A 21,460-nucleotide genomic window follows, 5' to 3' on the forward strand; every position below is an offset into this window, starting at 1 on the left:
GCCCGTTCAGGCCAGCGGCTTGACCGCGACCGGCACGCGCATGCCGACGTTGAGGCGGTTCCAGGTGTTGATCTGCGCGATTGCCACGGTGAGTTCTGCAATTTCCACGTCGCTGAAATTGGCCTTCAGCGCGGCGAATTCTGCTTCGCGTTCGTCATGGTCGTCGGCCAGGCACGTGAGCGATTCGGCCCAGGCCAGAGCAGCGCGTTCGCGCTCGTTGAAGAAGCTCACCTCGCGCCAGGTGGGCAGGCTGTTGATGCGCTGCCACTCCTCGCCCTGCTTGCGCAGGTCGCGCACGTGCATGTCGAGGCAGTAGGCGCAACCGTTGATCTGCGAGACGCGGGCGAAGACGAAGTCGACCAGTGTCTTGCCGAGCGTGCTCGACTCGATGGTGGTGTTGACGGCGAGGATGGCCTCGAAGGACTTCGGGACGAGCTTGAACCAGTTCAGGCGTGCGGTGGTATTCATGGGTTTCTCCAGGTGGGTTGCGATGAAATCTGCTTGCTACCTACTGAAGACGGGCGAGCCATGCGCCCTGTGACACGCCGCGCGAACTATTTCGAAGAAAAAAGCTGTGCGATGCGCGCCAGCTTGTCGGGGTTGCGCTGCGCGCGGATGCGCACGATGCGGTCGTTCTCGATTTCGAAGGTCTGGGCCGATTCGAGTTCGCCGTCGAGAAAACGCAGCATGCCCGGCTCGCCATTGATGTCGACCATTTCCATGCGCACCGCCGGCCCCATGCGGCGCCACAGCGAGTAGTACAGCTGCGCCAGGCGCTGGCTGCCGCGCAGGATCTTGCTGAAGGTCTGCACCTTGCCTCCACCGTCGCCGATGAGTTCGACGTCCTCGGCCATCAACGCCTTCAGGTCCTGCAGGCTGCCGCGCGCGGCGGCGTCGGCAAAGGCGCGCAACAGGCGCTCGTGGGTTTCGCGCGGCACGGTGAAGCGCGGGCGTCCTTCCTGCACCTGGACCTTGGCGCGGTGCACGAGCTGGCGGCAGGCGGCCTCGCTCTTGCCGAGGGTGCGGGCGACTTCTTCGTAGTCGGCGTCGAACACCTCGCGCAGCAGGAAGGCGGCGCGGGCCTCGGGGGCGAGGCGCTCCAGCACGGCGAGGAAGGCAACGGAGATGTTGTCGGCGCGCTCCAGCAGTTGCTCGGGCGTGTCGGGCGCCTCGGTCAGCATGGGCTCGGGCATCCAGGCGCCGATGTAGTGCTCGCGCTGGACCTTGGCGGCGCGCAGCCGGTCGATCGACAGGCGCGTGACCACGGTCACGAGCCAGGCTTCGGCGCTGTCGAAGGTGTCCTTGGCGGCTTCATGCCAACGTAGCCAGGCGTCCTGCACGACCTCTTCTGCCTCGGCCATGGAGCCGAGCATGCGGTAGGCGATGCCCTGCAGGCGAGGGCGGTGGCGGTCGAAGGTGAGGGTGGCGTCGTCCATGGGAGCTAGACGGCTGGCGTCCCCGGTTTGTGACACGGGTCCTTCAAGAAAGAACGCCCCGGCGTGCGGGGCGTTTTTCTTTATGCGCCCTGGTATTCGGGCTTGGGACCCAGGGTGGCCGCCAGTTCCTTGCGGTAGCGGTTCAGTTCCTGGACCGTCTTGAAGCTGCGGTTCATCAGCAGGCTCAGGTTGTGCAGGATGCGCTCGCCAACCTTGGTTTCCCAGACGGCGTCGAACTTGATCTGCTTGTCGAGCCAGTGCTCGAGCCAGTCCGGATCGGGCATGCGGCTCTGGATGGTGTCGCGCGGGAAGTGCGCCTTGCTGACGTGCAGGTTGGTCGGGTGCAGGGCCTGCGCCGTGCGCCGCGCGCTGGCCATCAGGACGCCGACCTTGGTGAACGCGGCACGGGCCTCGTCGCCGAACTTCTCCATCGCGCGCTTCATGTAGCGCAGGTAGGCGCCGCCGTGGCGGGCTTCGTCCTGGCTCAGCGTGGTGTAGATGTGCTTGATAACCGGCTCGGTGTGCCACTGGGCGGCACGGCGGTACCAGTGGTTGAGGCGGATTTCGCCGCAGAAATGCAGCATGAGGGTTTCGAGCGGCGGGGCCGGGTCGAAGTCGAAGCGCACTTCGTGCAGCTCTTCTTCGGTGGGGGCGTGCTTGGGGCTGAAGCGCTTCAGGTACTCCATGAGCACCAGCGAGTGCTTCTGCTCTTCGAAGAACCAGATCGACATGAAAGCGGAAAAATCGCTATCGTGGCGGTTGTCGCGCAGGAACATCTCGGTGGCCGGCAACGCCGCCCACTCGGTGATGGCATTCATCTTGATGGTTTGCGCCTGCTCTTCCGACAGCAAGGAAGCGTCGAACGACTGCCAGGGAATGTCCTTGTCCATGTCCCAGCGGACGGATTCGAGTTGTCTGAAGAGTTCCGGATAGAGCATCAATGTCTTTCTATGGCCGCCGATTTTAGTCGGCCAGTTTGGCGCGACCATGACAGACGCGCGATGATGCGAATACGTGCGCCGTTGCGGCACGGATGCACACACCCCTTTTTGACCCAGGAGCCCGCCATGCGAACCCTCTTCCGATTGTCGACGCTCTGGCGCTGCGCCCCCGCGATTTCCCTCGTGGCGAGCCTCTTTTCGACCCTTCCCGCCCACGCCCAGACGGCGTCCGCCGCGCCCGCTCCGGCAGAGGCCGCAGGATGCCCGGCAATCCTGCAACACACCTTCCCGCGGCTGCAGGATGAAAAACCCCAGTCTTTGTGCCAGTACTCCGGCAAGGTGGTTCTGGTGGTCAATACGGCCAGCTTCTGCGGATTCACTCCGCAATACAAGGGGCTGGAGTCGCTGGACATGAAATACCGCTCGCGCGGGCTCGTGGTGCTGGGTTTCCCGTCCAACGATTTCTCCCAGGAATCGGGCTCCAACAAGGAAATTGCCGACTTCTGCGAAAGCACCTTCGGCGTGAAATTCCCGATGTTCGCCAAGTCGTCGGTGCGCGGCACCGAGGCGAACCCGCTGTTCAAGCAGCTCGCGCAGGCCTCCGGCACCACGCCGAAGTGGAACTTCTACAAGTACCTGATCGGGCGCGACGGCAAGGTCGTGCAGGCGTGGTCGAGCATGACGGCGCCCGATGAAAACGGCTTTGTGAACGTCATCGAGAAGCAACTCGGGTCAAATTGAGACTGAGCAGTTCACAAGAAAACGAATCGGTAATATTATTTACCGATGCGTCTAAATCATCGTGAACTCGGCGTCACAAACGTTTACCAAACGCGCGGGAACCGTGCCGCGGATGTCGCGCTCCTAACTTGCGTGGGCAGTGATTGCCCAGCAGTTTTCATGTTGCGAGGTCTTCCGGGCGCCTGCCGTCTGGTCGAAATCCCGAGGCGATTCTTCTCCTCCTCCCTCCCTCCCTCCTTCGCGTCGGGGCGCCTCGCAGCATTTTTGTCTTCCAGCCGGGCTGGGGTTTCGCGATGACGCGGCCCCCTCGCATCGCCGTCATCGGCGCCGGCATCTCAGGATTGGCCGCAGCGCATTCGCTGCGCGATGCGGCCGCCGTCACCCTCTTTGAAGCCAGTGACTACTTCGGTGGCCACGCCCATACGGCAACAATCGAGCTTCCACGCTCCTCCACCGACACGACCCGGGTCGCCCATGGCGTCGACACCGGTTTCCTGGTCTACAACGATCGCACCTACCCGAACCTGATCCGTCTTTTCGCCGAACTCGGCGTCGAGACGGCTGCTTCCGACATGTCGTTCTCGGTCCAGGCCGCGCGCGACAACAGCGGCGGCCGGCTGGAGTGGAGCGGCAACAGCCTCGGCACCGTGTTCGCGCAGCGGCGCAACCTGTTCGACCGCCGCTTCCTGGGAATGCTCGGTGACCTGCTGCGCTTCAACCGCCTGACCACGCGCATCGCCGAGGCCGGCACCGAGGGAGAAATGGCCCAGCCGCTGGGCGAATTTCTCGACGCCCACCGCTTCGGCGCGGCGTTTCGCGAGTGGTATTTCCTGCCGATGATGGGCTGCATCTGGAGCTGCTCGACCACGCGGATGCTGAGGTTCCCGGTCGCGACCATGATCCGCTTCTGCCACAACCACGGCCTGATCCAGATCGCCAACCGGCCGCAGTGGCGCACCGTGCGCGGCGGCTCGCGCCACTACGTCGAGAAGATCGTGGCGGGCCTGCCCGACAAGCGCCTGAACACGTCCGTGCGCGGCATCACCCGCAGCGACGCCGGGGTGCTGGTGGCCACCGACGCGGGCGTCGAGCGCTTCGACCACGTCGTGCTGGCCACGCACTCCGACCAGTCGCTCGCCATGCTCGGCGACGCGAGCCCCGCCGAGGCTGCGGTGCTGGACGCGATCCGCTACCAGTCGAACCATGCCGTGCTGCACACCGACGCCTCGGTGCTGCCGCAGTGCCGCGCGGCCTGGGCCGCCTGGAACTACGAGCGCGCCGACGAACACGAGGCCGGCCGCATCTGCCTGCACTACCTGCTGAACAAGCTGCAGCCGCTGCCCTGGGAACAACCGGTCGTCATTTCGTTGAATCCGGTGCGCGAAATCCAGCGTAGTCAGGTCATGGCCGAATACGACTACGACCACCCGGTGCTTGACCTCGCCGCGATCCGCGCGCAGGCCGAGGTGCCCGCCCTGCAAGGCCAGCGCAACACCTGGTTCGCCGGCGCGTGGATGGGCTACGGCTTCCATGAAGACGGCCTCAAGGCCGGGCTGGCGGTGGCCGAAGGACTGCGCGCACGGCTTTCCGCCGGCGAGAACCCGACGACGGCGAGGCTTGCAGCATGACACCCACGCAGACCATGCCGCTGATGGGCTTCGGCGAAGTCCGCCACACACGCTTGCGCCCGGCGCGCAACGCCTTCGTCTATCCGACCTACTTCCTGATGCTGCCGATGCGCGCCCTGCGCGAGCACGGCAGCAAAGCCGTGGCGCTCAACCGCGCGGCCGCCATCTCTTTTCACGACGTCGATCACGGCGACGGCCGCCCGCCCGAGCAAGGCGGCGCGCTGGCCTGGCTCGACGACCTGCTGGCCGCCCACCAGATCCACGACGCCGGCGGAGAAGCCTGGCTGCACTGCTACCCGCGCGTGTTCGGCTACACCTTCAAGCCGGTGAGCTTCTGGTACTGCCACACGCCCGAAGGCGTGCTGCGGGCCATCGTGGTCGAGGTCAACAACACCTTCGGCGAGCGCCATTGCTACCTGCTGGACCGCCCGGTGTACGGCGAAGAACTCCAGGCGGCGAAAGCCTTCCACGTCTCGCCGTTCTGCCGCGTCGACGGCAGCTACCGCTTCCGCTTCTTCCTCGATGCCGGCCGCGCACATACGGTGGTGCGCATCGACCACGACGACACCGACGGCCCGCTGCTGCAGACCAGCGTGAGCGGCGACCTCGGTCCCATGACCTCGGCCAGCGTGCGCCGCGCACTGTGGCGCTATCCGGCCATGACCTTCGGGCTGATCGCGCGCATTCACTGGCAGGCCGCGAAGCTGTGGCTCAAGCGCGTGCCTTTGGTCGCCAGGCCGGCGCCGCCCACGCACTTCGTTTCACGCGACAACCAGCAGCAGCAGGTGAATCCATGACGTCCACAACAACCGCGTCCCGCTTCTCGCTGCCCCAGGGCGCGCCCGCCGCCGCGCGCACCGTACTCGGCCTGCTGCAGCGGCTGGCCCATGGCTCGCTCACCGTGCGCCTGCCCGACGACTCGGTGCGGCACTTCGGCGCCACGCCGGGCAGCGGCCCCACGGCCTCGCTCACGCTGCGCAACTGGAATGCCTGCAAGGCCGCGCTCAAGTCAGGCGACATCGGCTTTGCCGAGAGCTACATCGCCGGCGACTGGACCACGCCCAACCTCACCGAGCTGATCAAGGTGTTCATCGCCAACCGCCGCGCCATCGAGGACGTGGTGTACGGCAGCTGGCCCGGCCGCCTGCTGTATCGCGTGCGGCACCTCATGAACCGCAATAGCAAGGCGGGCAGCTCGCGCAACATCCACGCGCACTACGACCTGGGCAATGCGTTCTACAAACTCTGGCTCGACGAGACGATGAACTACTCGTCGGCCTGGTTCAATGGCGACCTGTCCAAGCCGATGCCCGAGGCGCAGCGCGCCAAGGTGCGCCGCGCGCTCGAACTGGCGGCCGTGCAACCCGGCGACCGCGTGCTCGAGATCGGCTGCGGCTGGGGCGCGCTGGCCGAGATGGCGGCGACGGACTTCGGCGCCTCGGTGACGGGCGTGACGCTGTCGACCGAGCAGCTCGCCTACGCCCGCGAGCGCACCGCCGGACTGGTCACCGACCTGCGCCTGCAGGACTACCGCGACATCGCCGACGCCCCCTTCGACGCGGTGTGCTCCATCGAAATGGTGGAAGCCGTGGGCCGCGCGTACTGGCCGACCTACTTCCAGAGCGTGAGCCGGCTGCTCAAGCCGGGCGGCCGCGCCTGCGTGCAGAGCATCGTGATCGACGATCTGCTGTTCGACCGCTACATCGACTCGACCGACTTCATCCAGCAGTACATCTTCCCGGGCGGCTGCCTGCCGTGCCCGCGCGAGTTCCGCCGCGAGGCCGAGGCCGCGGGGCTAGAGGTGGTGGACGAATTCGCCTTCGGCGCCGACTACGCCGAGACGCTGCGCCGCTGGCGCGAGAGCTTCCTCGGGCAGCGCGGCCGCATCCTGCAGCTGGGTTTCGACGAGCGCTTCATGCGTATCTGGGAGTTCTACCTGGCCTACTGCGAGGCCGCGTTCTCGCAGGCGAACATCGACGTGGTGCAGTACACGCTGCGCAAGCGCTGAAAAGAAAAAGGCGCCGCGTGGCGCCTTTCTTCAGGGCTCGCTTCTCAGGGTTTGGTGTCGATGAAGCTGGGCCGCAGCATCAGCTTGTCGAACAGCTTCGCGAGGTTGCCGTGGTCGCCGCGCCAGTCGATTTCGGGGAAGCGCAGGTCCAGCCAGCCCAGCGTGCAGCCCACCGCGATGTCTGAAAGGCTCAGGTGGATGCCGCTGCAGAAGGGCTTGTCGCCCAGGCCCTTGGACATGGCGGCAACGCCGTCCTCGACCTTGGTGCGCTGGCGCTCGATCCAGGCCGCGCTGCGCTCGCCGTCGTTGCGGCCGGCCCAGGTGGCTTCCAGGCGCCAGAGCACGCCGGCGTCCATGACGCCATCGGCCAGCGCCTCCCAGGTCTTGACCTCGGCGCGCTCGCGGCCCTGCTGCGGAATCAGCTTGCCGACCGGCGACAGGGTGTCCAGGTATTCGACGATCACGCGGGAGTCGAACATCGCCTCGCCGCCTTCCATGATCAGGCAGGGAACCTTGCCGAGCGGGTTGGAATTGGAGATCGTGGTGTCGGCAGCCCAGACGTCTTCGATCACGAACTGGTAATCGAGCCGCTTTTCGGCCAGCACCACGCGCACCTTGCGCACATAAGGGCTGGCGGCGGATCCGATCAGTTTCATGAAGGCTCTCTCCCTAGCTTTAATGACGTTTGTTAATAGTCATTTTAGGTGAACGGGAAAACCAGAGCCCCAAATCGACCCCAATGTGTCGGTACCGCCCCACGGACCGCCGGCCGCCTAAAATTCGGGCATGAGCTTTTCCACCGTTTCCGCCCTTTCCCCCCTTGATGGCCGTTACGCGGCCAAACTCGCGGCGTTGCGTCCGCTGATGAGTGAACAGGGCTATATGCACCGGCGCGTGCAAGTCGAGGTGGCGTGGTTCATTGCGCTGTCCGACTGCGGCTTCGCCGAATTCAAGCCCCTGACAGGCGGCGCCCGCAAGTACCTGCTGGGCCTGGTGTCGCACTTTTCCGAGGCCGACGCGCTGGCCATCAAGGAAATCGAGAAAACCACCAACCACGACGTGAAGGCGGTCGAATACTGGATCAAGTCCAAGTTCGAGGCCCGGCCCGAGCTGCTTGCGGCCGCCGAGTTCGTGCACTTCGCCTGTACCAGCGAGGACATCAACAACACCAGCCACGCCCTGCAGATCCAGGCCGCGCGCGACAAGGTGGTGCTGCCGGCCATCGACGGCCTGATCACCAAGCTGCGCGAGATGGCGCACCAGTTCGCCAACGTGTCGATGCTGTCGCGCACGCACGGCCAGACCGCCAGCCCGACCACGGTCGGCAAGGAAATCGCCAACGTGACGGTGCGCCTGTCGAAGGCCCGCGCGCAGATCGCCTCGGTGCAGCTGCTGGGCAAGATGAACGGCGCGGTCGGCAACTACAACGCCCACCTTGCCGCCTGGCCCGACTTCGACTGGGAAGCCTTCAGCCGCAAGGTCATCGAGACGCCCGCGCCGCTGGGCCTGGGCCTGAGCTTCCAGCCGTACAGCATCCAGATCGAGCCGCACGACTACATGGCCGAGCTGTTCGACGCAGTGGCCCGCGCCAACACGATCCTGATCGACTTCTCGCGCGACATCTGGGGCTACGTGAGCCTGGGCTACTTCAAGCAGCGGTTGAAGAAGGGCGAGATCGGCTCCTCGACGATGCCGCACAAGGTCAACCCGATCGACTTCGAGAACGCCGAAGGCAACCTGGGCCTGGCCAACGCGGTGCTGCGCCACCTGAGCGAGAAGCTGCCCATCAGCCGCTGGCAGCGCGACCTGACCGACAGCACGGTGCTGCGCAACATCGGCGTGGCCTTCGGCTATGCCACTCTGGCCTACGCCAGCCTGGCCACCGGCCTGGGCAAGCTGGAGCTCAACGAGGAAGCGCTGGCCGAAGACCTCGACGCCTCCTGGGAAGTGCTGGCCGAGCCGATCCAGACCGTGATGCGCCGCTTCGGCGTGCAGGGTGCCTACGAGCAGCTGAAAGAAGTGACGCGCGGCAAGACCGTGACGGCCGAGGCGCTGCACGGGCTGATCCGCTCGCTGGAGATTCCGGAAGAGGAAAAGGCCCGCCTGCTGGCGATGACGCCGGCCAGCTACGTCGGCAAGGCTGCCGAGCTGGCCAAGCGCATCTGATGGCCCTCAAGTCCACCATCTTCAAGGCCACCCTCGCAGTGGCCGACATCGACCACGGCTACTACGCCGACCATGCGCTGACCCTGGCGCGCCACCCGAGCGAAACCGACGAGCGGATGATGATCCGGCTGGTCGCGCTCGCGCTCAATGCGCACCAGCTGCAGGACATCTGCCAGGGCGACGGCACGCTGGCCTTTGGCGCCGGCTTGTCGAACGTCGACGAGCCCGACGTGTGGCTGCGCGACTTCACGGGCGAGGTCAAGATCTGGATCGAGGTCGGCCAGCCGGAAGACAAGCCCATCATCAAGGCCTGCGGCAAGGCGGACGAGGTGATCGTCTATTGCTTCAACCACGCGGCGGAAATCTGGTGGCGCGGCATCGAGAACAAGCTCACGCGGCCGCAGAACCTGAAGGTCTATCGCGTGCCGACGAATGCCTCGCAGGCGCTGGCCGCGCTGGCGCAGCGCAGCATGCAGCTGCAGGCGACCATTCAGGAAAACACGCTGACGCTGGGCGACGGCGTCAACAGCATCGACGTGGAACTGCTTCGCTGGAAGTAATACCGCGCGGCTAGGCGGCCGGCATCATCTCGCCGCACTGCCAGCACTGCTCGAAGCCGCCTTCGACCTGCTCGCCGCACACGCACAGCCAGCTGCGCTGCGGGCGGTGCTGCAACTCGTGCAGCAGCCTCCTGGCAAGATCGAACTGGGCCTCGTCGTCGATCCAGATCTCGGGCAGGCACTGGTCGGGTGGCAACTGGCCCATCACCGCGCCGAGGAATTCGCGCTGCACGGTGGCGGCCACGCCCTCTTCGCGCAGCGCGTGCACCCACACGGTCGCGATCGCGAGGTTGGGGGCTTGCGCGAGGCGGCGCATGGTCAGGGGGCCCAGTTTTTCTCGTCGTCGGGATCGAGCTCAGGCTCGGCTGCGGACGGCGGCGGTTCCGCCTCGCGTGCCCGTTCGGCATAGCGGTTGAAGCGCCAGGCCGAGTCTTCCATCGTGATGCGGCGCCACGTGGCGCGCTTCTCGACGGGTGTCATGCCAGGCCAGAACTGCACCTCGTCGAAGGTACGGCCGCAGCCCTTGCATTCGTCGTCGCCCTGGCTGGTGGAGCAGATCGCGATGCAGGGCGTGTCGGGCGTGCTCTCGTACCAGGCCATCCAGGCGGCCCAGGCCTTGGGCGGAAAGCCGACCTCGTCGACTTCGTCCTCGTGGTGAAAAACCATGAGCGCGTAGACCTCGGCCAGCGCGCGCAATTCGGGGCCAAGCGTGACCCCGTCGGGCGACGGCGTCTTCTCGCGCCAGTGGTTGATGGCGGCCTCGATGTCGGTGATGTGTATGGCGGCCATGGAACGTGAAAAAGCAGCGGACGGCGATCATAGTCCGGCAATGTCCCGAAACGCCGAAGGGACAAGATTGCTATGAAAAGCAGAGCGTCAAACACCCTATCCATCAGCATTTCCAAGGCGTTCTCTTTAAGCCCGTGGAAACTTTCGATTGCAGCGCCGGGAGCTTCGATGCTCTAATCCGCCCCACGAAGGGGAGTAGCTCCCGACCGCTGTCCACGGCAGCGCGAATCGTCAGGTCGTCAATACGAAGCAAAACACTTCCGGCCTGCCGGACAACGTACGCGCACTCGCGCGGGCGCTGTCGAGCGAGACCTTCGATTTGAACCTGTGCAGGTTTGGTCGAAGCGTTCGCAAGCTCCCGGTGTCACCCCCGGACTTCATTCCTCGCTTTCGACCTTCCCGCACGGGATGAATCGAAACGCATCGGCATGCGCCTTCCGTCGTCGCCCCTGAAGGGAGAGGCTGGGGCGCAAAGACAAAAGAGGAATCTATGGAAATGTTCATGACCCCGGAGTTCTGGGTCGCGGTCGGTCAGATCATCATGATCGACATCCTGCTGGGCGGCGACAACGCCGTCGTGATCGCGCTGGCCTGCCGTAAGCTGCCGCCAGCCCAACGCACCAAGGGCATTCTTTGGGGTACAGCGGGCGCCATCATCCTGCGCGTCATCCTGATCTTCTTTGCGCTCACGCTGCTGGCCATTCCGTTCCTGAAGCTGGTGGGCGCAATCCTGCTGCTGTGGATCGGCGTCAAGCTGCTGGCCCCTGAACACGACGACGCGCATGGCAACATCACCGGCAGCGACAAGCTGTGGGGCGCGGTCAAGACCGTGATCGTGGCCGACCTCGTGATGAGCGTCGACAACGTGATCGCCATTGCCGGTGCCGCGCAAGGCGCGGGCGACGGCCACCAGATGCCGCTCGTGATCTTCGGCTTGCTCGTGAGCATCCCGATCATCGTCTGGGGCAGCCAACTGGTCATCAAGCTGATGGACCGCTTCCCGATGATCATCACGCTGGGCGGCATGCTGCTCGGCTGGATCGCCGGCACGATGGCCGTGTCCGACCCCGCACTGGCAAACGCCGCCGCCTGGACCTGGGTGCCGAAGGTGCCGCAGACCGACGTGGTCAAGTACGCCGCCGGTATCGCCGGTGCGCTGCTGGTGCTGGCAATCGGCAAGTGGGTGGCTGCGCGCCACGCCCGCAACAAGCCTGAAGAACAGGCGGTGACGACCGGCTGAGCCGGCGTCGCTTTCGAGAAACTTCCTGTCCCACCTCGTCTCTCACTCTAACTACCTGAAGGAGCACGCCATGGAAAAGATCATTCTTTATGTCGACGACGTCACCTACGCCTGTGAGCAGTTCGCCGAACTTGCTCCGGACGCGAGCACCGTCGTGGCGCGCCATTGGGTGCTCGTGGCCTGCGCGCCGCGCATGACGCATCGCATCAGCAAGTGGGTGAGCCACAGCGCGCGCGAGAACTGGCGCGCCAAGTGGTTCAGCAAGGTGCAGGCGCAGATGCTGCCGCTGCTGGAGCGCAATGGCGGCCAGGTGACCCCGGTGCTGGCCAAGGGCCCGCTGACCGAACTGACGGCACAGCTCAAGCGCGAGCACTCGGCCGTTCACGTGGTCGATGCACGCCGCCCGAAGATCGGCGTCGACCTGGAGCCGGTAACGCCCGACCAGACACCGGCCCATCAATCGGGCTGGGCCTTTCCCGGCGCAGTGATGGGCATGGGCGCGCTGCTGGTGCTGGCGAACGAACTGGCCGAGTAAGGCAGGACGAGTCTCTCTGGACGAGCCCCGGTGCGGCAACGCACCGGGGCTCGTTGTTTTGTGGGCCCTGGGGTATCCTGAGCGCCCTATGCGCATCATCATCAAATGGCTGCTCAGCGCCGTGGCGCTGCTGGCGGTTGCCTATCTCTACAGCGGTGTCCAGGTCAACAGCTTCGGCTCCGCGCTGATCGCGGCCGCGGTGATCGGCCTGCTCAACATGGTCGTGCGGCCGGTGCTGGTGGTGCTGACGCTGCCGGTCACCATCGTCACGCTCGGGCTGTTCCTGTTCATCATCAACGCGCTGCTGTTCTGGGCTGCGTCGGGGCTGCTGAGCGGCTTTCACGTCAGCGGCTTCCTGGCCGCGTTGATCGGCTCGCTGCTGTATTCGCTGCTGGGGTTGCTGATCGAGTCCGCGCTGGGCGGGCTGCTGTCCAAGCGCTGAATCTGCAACTGCCGCGCTACGTCACTTCAGCGGCGGCTCCGCAGCCTGCTCTTTCACCAACGCCTCCACTGCCCGCGCACGGGTGTCGATGATCGACGCCTCGTAGTGGTCGACCACCTTGGACTGGCGGACGAGTTCCTGTGCAGCCTTGAAACGGTCGCGCGCGGCCGGGTAGTCGAGGATCGCCACGTTCGCCTCGGCGTCGGCGCGCACCGCGCGCAGCGTGTCATTCTGGGCACCGTAGAGATTGGCGAGCGTGCGCCACGCCGTGGCATCGCGCGGGTTCGCGGCGACCCAGTCGCGCAATACAGGAATCATCGGCGCGGGCTGGCGCATCGCCGTGGCGGCTTCGGCAGCGAGCATCATCTCGGGCCGCTCCTTCGACTTGGCATCGAGCAGCGCAGCCGCCTTGGGCGCGGCGCCTGCGGCGAGCTCGATCTCCGCGTTGAGCCAACGCGCCTGCTTCGCCGCGGCAGCATCGTCCGCCGTGCGCGCAACCAGTCGTTCGACCAGCGTGCGCGCGCTCTTGTAGTCGCGCATTTCCTTGGCCGACAGTGCCGCGGCATAGAGCGTGCCGGCCTGCTGGGCCGGTGAGCTTTTTGCGAACTCGCCGCTGGAGGCCGATTCGATCCAGAGCCGCAGCACGTCGACGCCCGGGCGCGTCAGCACGCGGGCGCGGGCGGCGATCATCGCGTGGTCCATCGCCAGCGGAACCGGCGGCGCCGCATCCATGCGGAACTGGAAGCGACCCTGCATGTCGGAGATGCGCTCCGTGGTCAGCGGGTGGCTGCGCAGGTAGGGGTACGAGCCGTTGTCGTTGAGGCGCGAGGCGTACTGCAGCTTCTCGAACATCGCGGCCGCGCCCTGCGGCGCGAAGCCCGCCTGCGTCATCACGCCGAAGCCGATGCGATCAGCCTCGCGCTCCATGTCGCGCGAAAAACTCAGCTGGTTCTGCATGAACAGCGCCTGGCTGCCCATGATCACGGCCTGGCCTGCGTCGCCGTTGCGGCTCTTGCCGGCCGCAATCATCCCGAGGATCAGGCCCGCGATCATCAATGGCATCTGCTTGCCCTGCTTGCTCATGATGCGCGAGATGTGGCGCTGCGTGACGTGCGAGAGCTCGTGCCCGAGCACCGTGGCCAACTCGTCGCGGCTGCCGACCACCGCCACCAGGCCGAGGTTGAGTCCCAGGTAGCCACCGGGCAACGCGAAGGCATTGATGTTGCGGTCCCGGCCCAGCAGGATCGTCCAGGCGAAGCGCTCGTCGAGCTCGGGCGTGAGCTCGCCGCGCGCGCGGGCGGCCGCCAGCAGGCGCTGCCAGATGTCCTGCACGTAGGCGGCGATCACCGGGTCGTCGATGTAGTCCGTGTCGCGGTACAGCTCGCGGGCGATCTGGTCGCCGAGGTGGCGCTCCGCGCTGGCGGTCATCTCACCGCCATCGCCCATGCCGGGCAGGATCTGCTGCATCTGCGCCAGCGCGGGCACTGGCAGGAGCACCTGGGATGCTATTAAAAAAGTAGCGCACAACGACCGCAAGGCAGGCATCGGCAGGCTTTTCGTGGGGCGATGGAGAGTCAAGCGCGGCATTCCTCGTCTGTGGCTCGGGCTCGTATGATGCATCTTCAAAACGAACGTTCACCATGAGCACTCTCACCCATTTTGACGCCCAGGGCCAGGCCCACATGGTCGACGTGGCCGGCAAGCCCGCAACCCACCGCGTGGCCGTGGCCACGGGCCGCATCGAGATGCAGGCGGCTACGCTGGCGCTGATCGAATCGGGGACGGCGAAGAAGGGCGACGTGCTGGGCATCGCGCGAATCGCTGGCATTCAGGCGGCGAAGAAGACCAGCGATCTGATTCCGCTGTGTCATCCGTTGGCGTTGACGCGGGTGGCTGTGGCGTTTGCGCTTGCCGACGCCGGGAGCGTGCCGCAAGTGGTCTGTACGGCGACCGTCGAGACCGTCGGGCCGACGGGGGTGGAGATGGAGGCTTTGACGGCGGTGCAGGTGGCGCTATTGACGATCTACGACATGTGCAAGGCGGTGGACCGGGGGATGCGGATCAACGATGTGCATGTGTTGGAGAAGCATGGGGGGAAGTCGGGGAGTTGGGTGGCGGGGTGATTGCGGCGCAAGTAAACGCCAACCTCACCACAAGACCCGCACACCAGACTAGCCGCCCGGAAAGGCCGAAAACTCGTTCTTGTCCCACTCCTGTCCCAATAAGGCACGAGATGGCATCGATTCGAGAACGGTTTGGCACGTGGCAAGCACGCGTGCGGCGAGAAGGCTACCCGGCTGAAGTGAAGAGCTTCGCCACGCGAACAGAGGCGAAGAAATGGGCGCGTCACATGGAAACGTCCATGGACGCGGGGGGCTATCGGTCGCGTACCAGCATGGACAAGGCACTGCTTGGCGAGGCGCTGCTCCGGTATTCAGCGGAGGTATCGCCGACCAAGCGCGGACACCTAGACGAGGTCATCCGCATCAAGGCGCTTATGCGTTCGAAGATGGCCGCCTTTGCGCTGGAGAAACTGACGCCTACGGTCGTTGCTGCTTTCCGCGACGAACGGCTAAGGGAGGTCAAGGCCGGAGCAGTCATCCGGGACCTTTCGCTGCTTTCCAGCGTCATCAATCACGCTCGGCGGGAATGGGGCGCTGGCATCGAAAACCCTTGCCTACTAGTAAAGAAACCGCCTGCTCCCCCTGGCCGGGCACGCGTGCTCTCTGCTGATGAAGAAGGGCGCTTGCTGGTGGCCGTGGCCCCAGTAGGCCGACGCAATCCAGACATGCTGCCGCTTGTGCAGCTTGCACTGCATACGGCCATGCGCCGGGGTGAACTGTTGGCCCTCGAATGGAAGCATATCGATCTCGCCGCTCAAACCGCGTACTTGCCGGTCTCGAAGAACGGGCATCCGCGCAGCGTGCCGCTATCCCGCGCCGCAGTCGCGGCCCTCTCAGCGCGGCCTACAGACGGGGATGGGCGCGTCTTCTCGATATCTGCGCAGACGCTGGCAGCAGCATTCCGGAAAGCTACAGCGCGGGCACGCGTTCCCGGTTTTCGCTTTCACGACCTACGGCACACGGCAACAAGTCGCATGGCGGACAAACTGCCCAATGTCATCGAACTGGCGGCGGTGACGGGGCATCGCAGCCTCCAAATGTTGAAGCGGTATTACCACCCCAGCGCGGGGGCCCTGGCCAAGAAGCTGGGTTAGTAGCGGCGGACCGGTTTCTATATCCGGTACCTATATTACAGACACAAGGTCGCATTTCTTGGCAGCGCAATGCTGCTGACGGTGCGGCCTTTTCCGTCTTAGCGCCAAGGTCTTCTTGGCATTCATCGCACCCTGTGCTCACGCGTCACTTCCCTAGCCCGATCTAGCGGCTCCGGGTTACGCACTCCCTCGCTCTCGAAACCGCATGCCCTTACCGGTAGGCGCAGCCGTGCGCGAAGACTCTTCAAAGGAACTTCATGGACACGAACTCCGCGCGACTATTGACCTCAACGCCTGCCGCGCAAACGCCCCGCTGGTACGGCCCTGCGACCAGTCCATACACGCCTGACGATACTCAACGGCTTCCTCGTCTAGGCGGCATAAATGACATCGTGCCCCTCACCCCTACCGTGCTCGGCGTGGTACTGCAAGACGGGTCTACCGCCAAGGTCGAAGCGCGAGATTACTGCCTCCTTCAAGCGGCAGGTTGGACCGCTCGCTGGACGCAACGCAAGGTCACTGGGAACAACTACTACCCCAGCATCAATCACGGCGACAAGATCAGGCCCCTCGCCCGCGTCATCTTGGACGCCCGCAAAGGCGAGAGGATCAGCTACCGCAATGGGGACCGCAACGATCTCACTCGTGAAAACCTGATCCTCAGAGTCAGCGGCAAGGAGATTGGCTTCAGCGAGCGGACATGTCCGCAGGCTCCCATTCTTTCCCGCGATGAGCGAGCACGGACCGTCGCAGCGGTCGAGTTCCGAGTCGGTTCCGCATCGCATCAGGACCGCGCCGCCGTTGGGGCAGCAGCCGTTCGGGCCGCACTGCCGGGATTGAACGCGTACCGCGAAGCGGGCCGCGCAGCCATGAATGCCTGACACCGAATACCCGTCGCCCCCCACCACCGCAGACCAGCTGAATCGCGCCATTTGCGCACTTCCATCGGTCGCAAACCCGCATGGATGCTGGATTCCTGCTGTTTTCCCGAATAAAGACATACACATGCGAAAGAACACAATCAGCCGCGCCACGGCTGCGGAGTCCCTGAGCTTCGATATGCTGGCGGTGTACTCCGTCAACACCACCAAGGCCGGGGGGATTCGGAGCGTCCATGAGTACTTGGACACAGGTACGGGAGAGATCATCCCTGCCGACCAGCTGAACATCCCCGTGCTGGACTTGCGCGAGAGGTTGCCCGCCCGCGCCAAGGCGCTTGCATCCCTTCGATTCGAGGTGCAGCAGTTCGCGACATTCGTCCTACGCTTCGCCAATCTGCGCCGAGGTATCACACCCGGCATTGGAGTCCTATGCCAGTGGTACGCCGAGATGCATAGTCGACGCTCGCAGGATGTTCGGCGCTACATCCCGGCGCTGCACAAAGCCGGTGTTCTGGCCGGGGAAACACTGCTAGGGCCCCTCTTCCAACGAACAGGCGGGAAGGCAAGGGAGCATCTCGGGGAGGAGTACCGCGCAGCGTGCATCTACTCTCGGCTGCGGATGAAGGCCCAACCCATCTCGACCACGCGGACTCGCACAGGGGACGCTGAGGTTATCGCGACCGAGGTGTCCCAGTTGGAAGCCCAGCGTGAGGCAGACCGAGTGGCATGGGAATGGGAGAGTTTTCACTTGGAACAGCCACACCTCGGGCAACCCGTTCATGCATTGCAAGGATGTGGTCCCTGTCGATCAGGTCGTGCAGCGTCTGACGGGCATGGAGGCCCCTGCCAGGTCGGCAAGCGGGCGATCTCTCGTGCACTGGGGCAGGGGACGCCAAGGCTGCTGCAATGACCGAGGTGCTGGCGCGGCTGGCCCCGCCCCCGCTGGGCTTCAGCCCCGGCGGAGGAGTCCGGTGCAGCGAGACTTTGCCCAGCAGCCCGAGAGACGGAACTGCATCTTTCTTATTTGTCCGCGAAGTGCATGAGTCCCGGCTTGCAACGCCTGAGACGCTACGCCTTCATCCGTTTGATGAGTTCATCCATTGCCCGCGCCCTGTCTCGCCCGGTCTGCGGATGCTGTTCCTTTTGGGCCGCTGCGGTTTTTGGTGGCTCATACGGCTGCGCCGGTACGGCCTCCCGAAATTCGACGTACAGACGCTGAGCAACTGCGAGCATCTTCTGATCCTCGTAGGAATGAAGGTGCCGCTCGGCATGCGCCGCCTTGAGCATGCCTGCCAGCGCCATCGCGCACTGATCTCGGACCTCTACTGCGAATTCGTCTTCGAGCACTGCGATGGCTAGAACGCTTGCGGCCAGTACTCGTCCTTTCCACTTTTGGGGTAGTTCGGGAACGCGGTTGCATGCGAGTTCGGTAATCCTATTGGCGGTCCCTGCGGGGTCGCCGGGAAAGATTCCATGCTGCTTGCTCAACTCGAAGTACTGCTGAATCAGAGCAGCTGCCGCACTCTTTCTCCCGGTAGCGGCAATCCATGAAAACAATCCCATGCGTCCTCCAGTTCGCTTGAACGCAGAGCGAACCTTCGGCGATCTGCTAGGCGACCACGTACAAGCCAAGCGCGAGATTGTGACTCAAAAGCGGCTGACTCAAAAGCAGCAGGCAAAGAGACTCCCCCGCAATGTCTCGCCCGCTTGTTCCCGACGGAGAGTCCGAACCTTCGGCGCGGGAAGTGCTTGCCATTAATTTGATACGGCGCCGAGCGGCGAAGGGTTGGTCTCAAGAGGCGCTTGCCTTTGAAGCGGGCCTGCATCGAACCTTTGTGGCGCATGTGGAGCGGCAGGCTCGAAACATCTCGCTGGACAACCTAGAACGATTGGCTCGCGCCCTCCAAGTCAAGCCGTTTCAACTGCTCAAACCGTAGAGAGTGGAAGTCCAAATTTTTTCTGTATCCGCAAGAGGGCAGCTACGACTGCTCCAGAGTCTGAGTTCCCCCGTGCCCCTCCAAGTAATGGGCTCAGGAGGGCCGGAGAGGGCCCCACGGCAGGCCGAATTCCACTCCGGCATCTGCCCTCGCTGTCGCTTTAGTGCTGCGTTGGCGGGGCCTTGTCGCGCAGGCGCATGATGGTCTGCCTGCTCGTGTCGAACTCCTTTGCGACAGCCGCCACGGAGAGCCCTTTGGAGAGCTTTTCAAGGGCGGCGCGGGCCTGCCCCTCGGCCAGCGCCTGCGGACGCCCCAAAGCCTTTCCAGCGGCCTTCGCACGCGCCAATCCTGATTGCGTCCGCTCGATCAGCAAATCCCTCTCGAATTCCGCAACGGCAGCGAGCACACCCATCGTCATCTTGCCCGCCGCACTGGTTAGATCAACGCCGCCAAGGGCTAGGCAATGAACCCGGACGCCTAAGCCCGTCAGGGCCTCCACGGTGGCTCTAACGTCCATGGCATTGCGGCCAAGTCGGTCCAGCTTCGTGACCACAAGCACATCGCCTTCCTCCAGCCTATTGATGAGCCCCGAGAAGCCCGCCCGTTCCGAGGCTGGAACGCTGCCCGATATCGTCTCAGTTATGAGCCGCTTGGGCGCGATGTCGAATCCTGCGGCTGCAATCTCTCGAAGCTGGTTCTCTGTCGTCTGGTCAGTCGTGCTGACACGACAGTAGGCGAAGACACGGGTCATGCGGACATCCTTGGTGTACGAAAAGGAGGTCCGATAATCGCATTAGTCCGAAATTCAGTCAACCCTAGGTTCTGGACATGCTGAAAGCGGATGTCCGCAACCGGTCGTTTTTGGCGCACACACGCCTACCTGCTGTTGCGAGAAAGCTGGGATTTCGAGCGATTGCCCGCAGTGCGGAACGTGACTGCTCGTGACCCGCGAATCGAATACGGCTGTGAGCCGATCGTCCGCTCACTGCGTGGGAATGAAAGGCTCGTCGCCCTTGGCGATGTTTCCTTCGGATGGCTCGAAGGCCGCGTGAAACTGACTCTTCTTCCGCTGGCCTACGTTGAGCGGCGAATCAATTGTGTAAAGAGCCAATTGCGCGACTCGTTGTCCCGGATAGAGAGCGATTGGAATCTGCCCAAGGTTTGCCAGTTCAAGAGTAATTATTCCCTCATACCCCGGCTCGATGAAACTGGCCGTCGCGATGCTCAATCCTTCGCGGGCCCAGGTTGAACGAGCGGTAACCACGCCTTGCAGATTCATCGGCAGCTTCGCCCACTCAAGGGTCGGCACAAGTGCCAAGGTTCCGGGATGAAGTAGAAATCGCTGGTGATAAGCCAGTTCGTGTCTTTCGTGCTTTTGCCGCTTCCCCAAAACCGCCGCGTGGTCGTCGGCAGATTTTAGATAGTTCCGTGGTTCGACGTGTGATAACCCTCGGGCTCTCGCCATGAGCACGATGTTCCCCATACGAAGATCAATCGCAGAAGCCCCAAGCTGTGCATCTTGAAGTAGCGGGGACACTACAAGAGAACCATCTTTAAGCCGGTCAACGATCGCACTTCGGCTCAGCGCTGACATTACGGTGTCCCTCGAACTATGTCCACCGCACCCTGTTGGAGAATCCCTCGGTCACACAGTTGATTGATGCTACTGAAGCTCAATCGATCATTTTCAGCGAGATTTTCTTGCCCCAGCCAATACACCCATCCAGCGGTCAGCACATGTCGAAAATCCATCTCTGATAGAGACACCGTTTCATTAGTCGGATTCAAAGCTGAGCCCACCGGAGGAACTCGAGCATGAAGGCTGTTCTTGACGGTGACTAGCGTGGACTCGCCCACAGGCGAATAGGCGAACCCCGCGTACGGCGCGAGGACTGCTACCAAGCCATCTGTCGCATCTCGAACCTGTTGGTCAGTGAATACGTCGTACCAGCCGTGAGTAGAGGGCAGTTTAGCCACGTACGCCTCCATCTTGTTGACCGCATCTTGCAAATACGTATCCGTGCCGCAAGGAAAGCTCAGCCAGTTGAGATGCCGCAAAGCCTTAAGAACTAGGATGGCTCTTGATGCGTAAGGCGGATGATGATCGCCCGGCTGATTGCCGCTAGGTTGATGTAAACCTAGTAGCAGTCGGTGTGCGCAGGCAAAGCTAGGTCCGAACATTACCAAACCGAATAAGTCGCAGAAAAACTCCTGATGCCACCGATCGAGCATCTTGTTGTTGTTCCCAGAAAACGAGAACTTGTTCGGCGTAAGCTTATCCCGCTTTAGTAAGAATTCATCGGCATCGGACGCTCTTCCTGATTCGTTCAGCCAAGCTTCGGCCGATGTAGGGCTTTCAAGTGGGCCTCCTTTAAAAAGCGGGGTAACCACTTTAGAGATGATGTCACGCCGCAGCTTTGGTATTGCCCACGCAGCGTGGCCAATTTCGTGGCCCAAGATCGTGTGAACAAGCACATCATGCTTCAGCGTCCGAGGAAAGATCACATGGATGAGTCTTTTTAGACCCCCAGTCAGCGCTGGATCTTCAGGTAGGACGGCATATGAAGTAAGCCCGCCTTCAGCGACGATATGCACGACAGGGTGCAGCAGCTCACCACCCGGCCCATTTTCTGCGCACAATTCTCTTGTAAGGTCGCGCAATCTCGAAGCAAATGCCCACGAAAACTCGCCAATATGCGATCGCTCAATAAGCGATACCAGCTTCGATAGAAACGAAAGCTGGTGCGCGTACGTAACCTGAAGGCTCAGATTCGTAGGCGATAAGCGCTGGAGCTGCTTCTCAGCCTCCTTAAGACGGGCGAAGCACTCAAGGTAGAACTCTCGCCCATCACCAGGAAGGTAGTCGTGCCGTAGCGTGTCGTCCAGGGCACTTTGTACGTTCTCGAGCTCGTGAAGAAGAAACTCTCTTGAAAGCACTT

24 protein-coding genes are annotated in these 21,460 nt (G+C 63.5%); 13 read left to right on the top strand and 11 right to left on the bottom strand.

All coding sequences use genetic code 11. The annotated features are described in order from the left end of the window. Nucleotides 1-6: 6 nt before the first annotated feature. The 3 genes from BLW48_RS10060 to BLW48_RS10070 all read right to left on the bottom strand — a co-directional run bounded on the left by BLW48_RS10060 (nt 7) and on the right by BLW48_RS10070 (nt 2,374). Nucleotides 7-468, bottom strand: coding sequence for a carboxymuconolactone decarboxylase family protein (locus BLW48_RS10060; RefSeq protein WP_093174409.1), 462 nt, complete (start codon nt 466-468; stop codon nt 7-9). An 86-nt stretch (nt 469-554) separates the two neighbouring features. Further along, entirely contained in the window at nt 555-1,436 is an 882-nt protein-coding gene (locus BLW48_RS10065; RefSeq protein WP_093055288.1) for an RNA polymerase sigma-70 factor, read from the bottom strand. An 80-nt stretch (nt 1,437-1,516) separates the two neighbouring features. Further along, nucleotides 1,517-2,374, bottom strand: a complete 858-nt coding sequence (locus BLW48_RS10070) for a ferritin family protein (RefSeq protein ID WP_093055286.1) — start codon at nt 2,372-2,374, stop codon at nt 1,517-1,519. A gap of 129 nt (nt 2,375-2,503) precedes the next feature. Here BLW48_RS10070 and BLW48_RS10075 point away from each other — a divergent pair, with 129 nt between their 5' ends. The 4 genes from BLW48_RS10075 to BLW48_RS10090 all read left to right on the top strand — a co-directional run bounded on the left by BLW48_RS10075 (nt 2,504) and on the right by BLW48_RS10090 (nt 6,754). Beyond that, complete coding sequence (locus BLW48_RS10075) at nt 2,504-3,118, top strand: glutathione peroxidase (protein ID WP_093055284.1); 615 nt, start codon at nt 2,504-2,506, stop codon at nt 3,116-3,118. A 293-nt stretch (nt 3,119-3,411) separates the two neighbouring features. Beyond that, nucleotides 3,412-4,746: an NAD(P)/FAD-dependent oxidoreductase gene (locus tag BLW48_RS10080; RefSeq protein ID WP_093174411.1), complete on the top strand. Its 1,335-nt coding sequence runs from the start codon at nt 3,412-3,414 to the stop codon at nt 4,744-4,746. Beyond that, nucleotides 4,743-5,543, top strand: a complete 801-nt coding sequence (locus BLW48_RS10085) for a DUF1365 domain-containing protein (protein WP_093174413.1) — start codon at nt 4,743-4,745, stop codon at nt 5,541-5,543. The genes BLW48_RS10080 and BLW48_RS10085 overlap by 4 nt, the downstream gene beginning before the upstream one ends. Continuing rightward, nucleotides 5,540-6,754 (top strand): SAM-dependent methyltransferase, encoded by a 1,215-nt coding sequence (locus tag BLW48_RS10090; RefSeq protein WP_093174415.1) that lies wholly within the window; start codon nt 5,540-5,542, stop codon nt 6,752-6,754. Before BLW48_RS10085 ends, BLW48_RS10090 begins: the two co-directional genes overlap by 4 nt. Nucleotides 6,755-6,798: 44 nt before the next feature. Here BLW48_RS10090 and BLW48_RS10095 read toward each other — a convergent pair whose 3' ends face one another. Beyond that, entirely contained in the window at nt 6,799-7,410 is a 612-nt protein-coding gene (locus BLW48_RS10095) for a glutathione S-transferase N-terminal domain-containing protein (protein ID WP_093174417.1), read from the bottom strand. Nucleotides 7,411-7,540: 130 nt separating this feature from the next. Between BLW48_RS10095 and purB the strand changes: the two genes are divergently transcribed. Together purB and BLW48_RS10105 are read left to right on the top strand one after the other, a co-directional pair. Then, nucleotides 7,541-8,920: an adenylosuccinate lyase gene (gene purB, locus BLW48_RS10100; RefSeq protein ID WP_093174419.1), complete on the top strand. Its 1,380-nt coding sequence runs from the start codon at nt 7,541-7,543 to the stop codon at nt 8,918-8,920. After that, nucleotides 8,920-9,480 carry a YaeQ family protein gene (locus BLW48_RS10105; protein WP_093055271.1) on the top strand — a complete coding sequence of 187 codons (561 nt, stop codon included), beginning with the start codon at nt 8,920-8,922 and terminating at the stop codon, nt 9,478-9,480. Before purB ends, BLW48_RS10105 begins: the two co-directional genes overlap by 1 nt. A gap of 10 nt (nt 9,481-9,490) precedes the next feature. Here BLW48_RS10105 and BLW48_RS10110 read toward each other — a convergent pair whose 3' ends face one another. Then, a complete protein-coding gene (locus tag BLW48_RS10110; protein ID WP_093055269.1) occupies nt 9,491-9,796 on the bottom strand; it encodes a putative signal transducing protein in 306 nt (101 codons plus the stop codon). Between the two features lie 2 nt (nt 9,797-9,798). Then, nucleotides 9,799-10,269 carry a DUF3717 domain-containing protein gene (locus tag BLW48_RS10115; protein WP_093055267.1) on the bottom strand — a complete coding sequence of 157 codons (471 nt, stop codon included), beginning with the start codon at nt 10,267-10,269 and terminating at the stop codon, nt 9,799-9,801. A gap of 490 nt (nt 10,270-10,759) precedes the next feature. On the opposite strand from BLW48_RS10115, the gene BLW48_RS10120 reads away from it, so the two are divergent. The 3 genes from BLW48_RS10120 (at nt 10,760) to BLW48_RS10130 (ending at nt 12,486) form a co-directional block, all read left to right on the top strand. Next, nucleotides 10,760-11,509 carry a TerC family protein gene (locus BLW48_RS10120; protein WP_093055265.1) on the top strand — a complete coding sequence of 250 codons (750 nt, stop codon included), beginning with the start codon at nt 10,760-10,762 and terminating at the stop codon, nt 11,507-11,509. A 70-nt stretch (nt 11,510-11,579) separates the two neighbouring features. After that, a complete protein-coding gene (locus BLW48_RS10125) occupies nt 11,580-12,044 on the top strand; it encodes a hypothetical protein (protein ID WP_093055263.1) in 465 nt (154 codons plus the stop codon). Between the two features lie 88 nt (nt 12,045-12,132). Then, the gene (locus tag BLW48_RS10130) at nt 12,133-12,486 is read left to right on the top strand and encodes a phage holin family protein (protein WP_093055261.1); all 354 of its coding nucleotides are present in this window, start codon (nt 12,133-12,135) and stop codon (nt 12,484-12,486) included. A 21-nt stretch (nt 12,487-12,507) separates the two neighbouring features. Here the strand turns inward: BLW48_RS10130 and BLW48_RS10135 are convergent, their stop codons facing one another. After that, entirely contained in the window at nt 12,508-14,073 is a 1,566-nt protein-coding gene (locus tag BLW48_RS10135; RefSeq protein WP_093174421.1) for a M48 family metalloprotease, read from the bottom strand. A 53-nt stretch (nt 14,074-14,126) separates the two neighbouring features. Between BLW48_RS10135 and moaC the strand changes: the two genes are divergently transcribed. From moaC to BLW48_RS10150, 3 genes are all read left to right on the top strand, one after another. After that, entirely contained in the window at nt 14,127-14,609 is a 483-nt protein-coding gene (gene moaC, locus BLW48_RS10140; RefSeq protein WP_093174422.1) for a cyclic pyranopterin monophosphate synthase MoaC, read from the top strand. 110 nt (nt 14,610-14,719) lie between these two features. Continuing rightward, nucleotides 14,720-15,703: a site-specific integrase gene (locus tag BLW48_RS10145; RefSeq protein WP_093174424.1), complete on the top strand. Its 984-nt coding sequence runs from the start codon at nt 14,720-14,722 to the stop codon at nt 15,701-15,703. Nucleotides 15,704-15,960: 257 nt separating this feature from the next. Further along, nucleotides 15,961-16,584: a hypothetical protein gene (locus BLW48_RS10150; protein ID WP_143047737.1), complete on the top strand. Its 624-nt coding sequence runs from the start codon at nt 15,961-15,963 to the stop codon at nt 16,582-16,584. 1,068 nt (nt 16,585-17,652) lie between these two features. Here BLW48_RS10150 and BLW48_RS10160 read toward each other — a convergent pair. Continuing rightward, complete coding sequence (locus BLW48_RS10160; RefSeq protein ID WP_093174430.1) at nt 17,653-18,147, bottom strand: hypothetical protein; 495 nt, start codon at nt 18,145-18,147, stop codon at nt 17,653-17,655. Nucleotides 18,148-18,278: 131 nt separating this feature from the next. Here BLW48_RS10160 and BLW48_RS10165 point away from each other — a divergent pair, with 131 nt between their 5' ends. Continuing rightward, on the top strand, nt 18,279-18,521 hold the full coding sequence (locus tag BLW48_RS10165; RefSeq protein ID WP_093174432.1) for a helix-turn-helix domain-containing protein: 243 nt from the start codon (nt 18,279-18,281) through the stop codon (nt 18,519-18,521). A 160-nt stretch (nt 18,522-18,681) separates the two neighbouring features. Here the strand turns inward: BLW48_RS10165 and BLW48_RS10170 are convergent, their stop codons facing one another. The 3 genes from BLW48_RS10170 to BLW48_RS34965 form a co-directional block, all read right to left on the bottom strand. Next, on the bottom strand, nt 18,682-19,272 hold the full coding sequence (locus BLW48_RS10170) for a recombinase family protein (RefSeq protein ID WP_093174434.1): 591 nt from the start codon (nt 19,270-19,272) through the stop codon (nt 18,682-18,684). A gap of 231 nt (nt 19,273-19,503) precedes the next feature. Beyond that, a complete protein-coding gene (dcd, locus tag BLW48_RS10175) occupies nt 19,504-20,115 on the bottom strand; it encodes a dCTP deaminase (RefSeq protein ID WP_093174436.1) in 612 nt (203 codons plus the stop codon). After that, nucleotides 20,115-21,458 (bottom strand): hypothetical protein, encoded by a 1,344-nt coding sequence (locus BLW48_RS34965; RefSeq protein ID WP_143047738.1) that lies wholly within the window; start codon nt 21,456-21,458, stop codon nt 20,115-20,117. Before BLW48_RS34965 ends, dcd begins: the two co-directional genes overlap by 1 nt. Nucleotides 21,459-21,460 lie beyond the last annotated feature (2 nt).

This window comes from Variovorax sp. YR266 (genome assembly GCF_900107295.1).
GTDB lineage: Bacteria > Pseudomonadota > Gammaproteobacteria > Burkholderiales > Burkholderiaceae_C > Variovorax.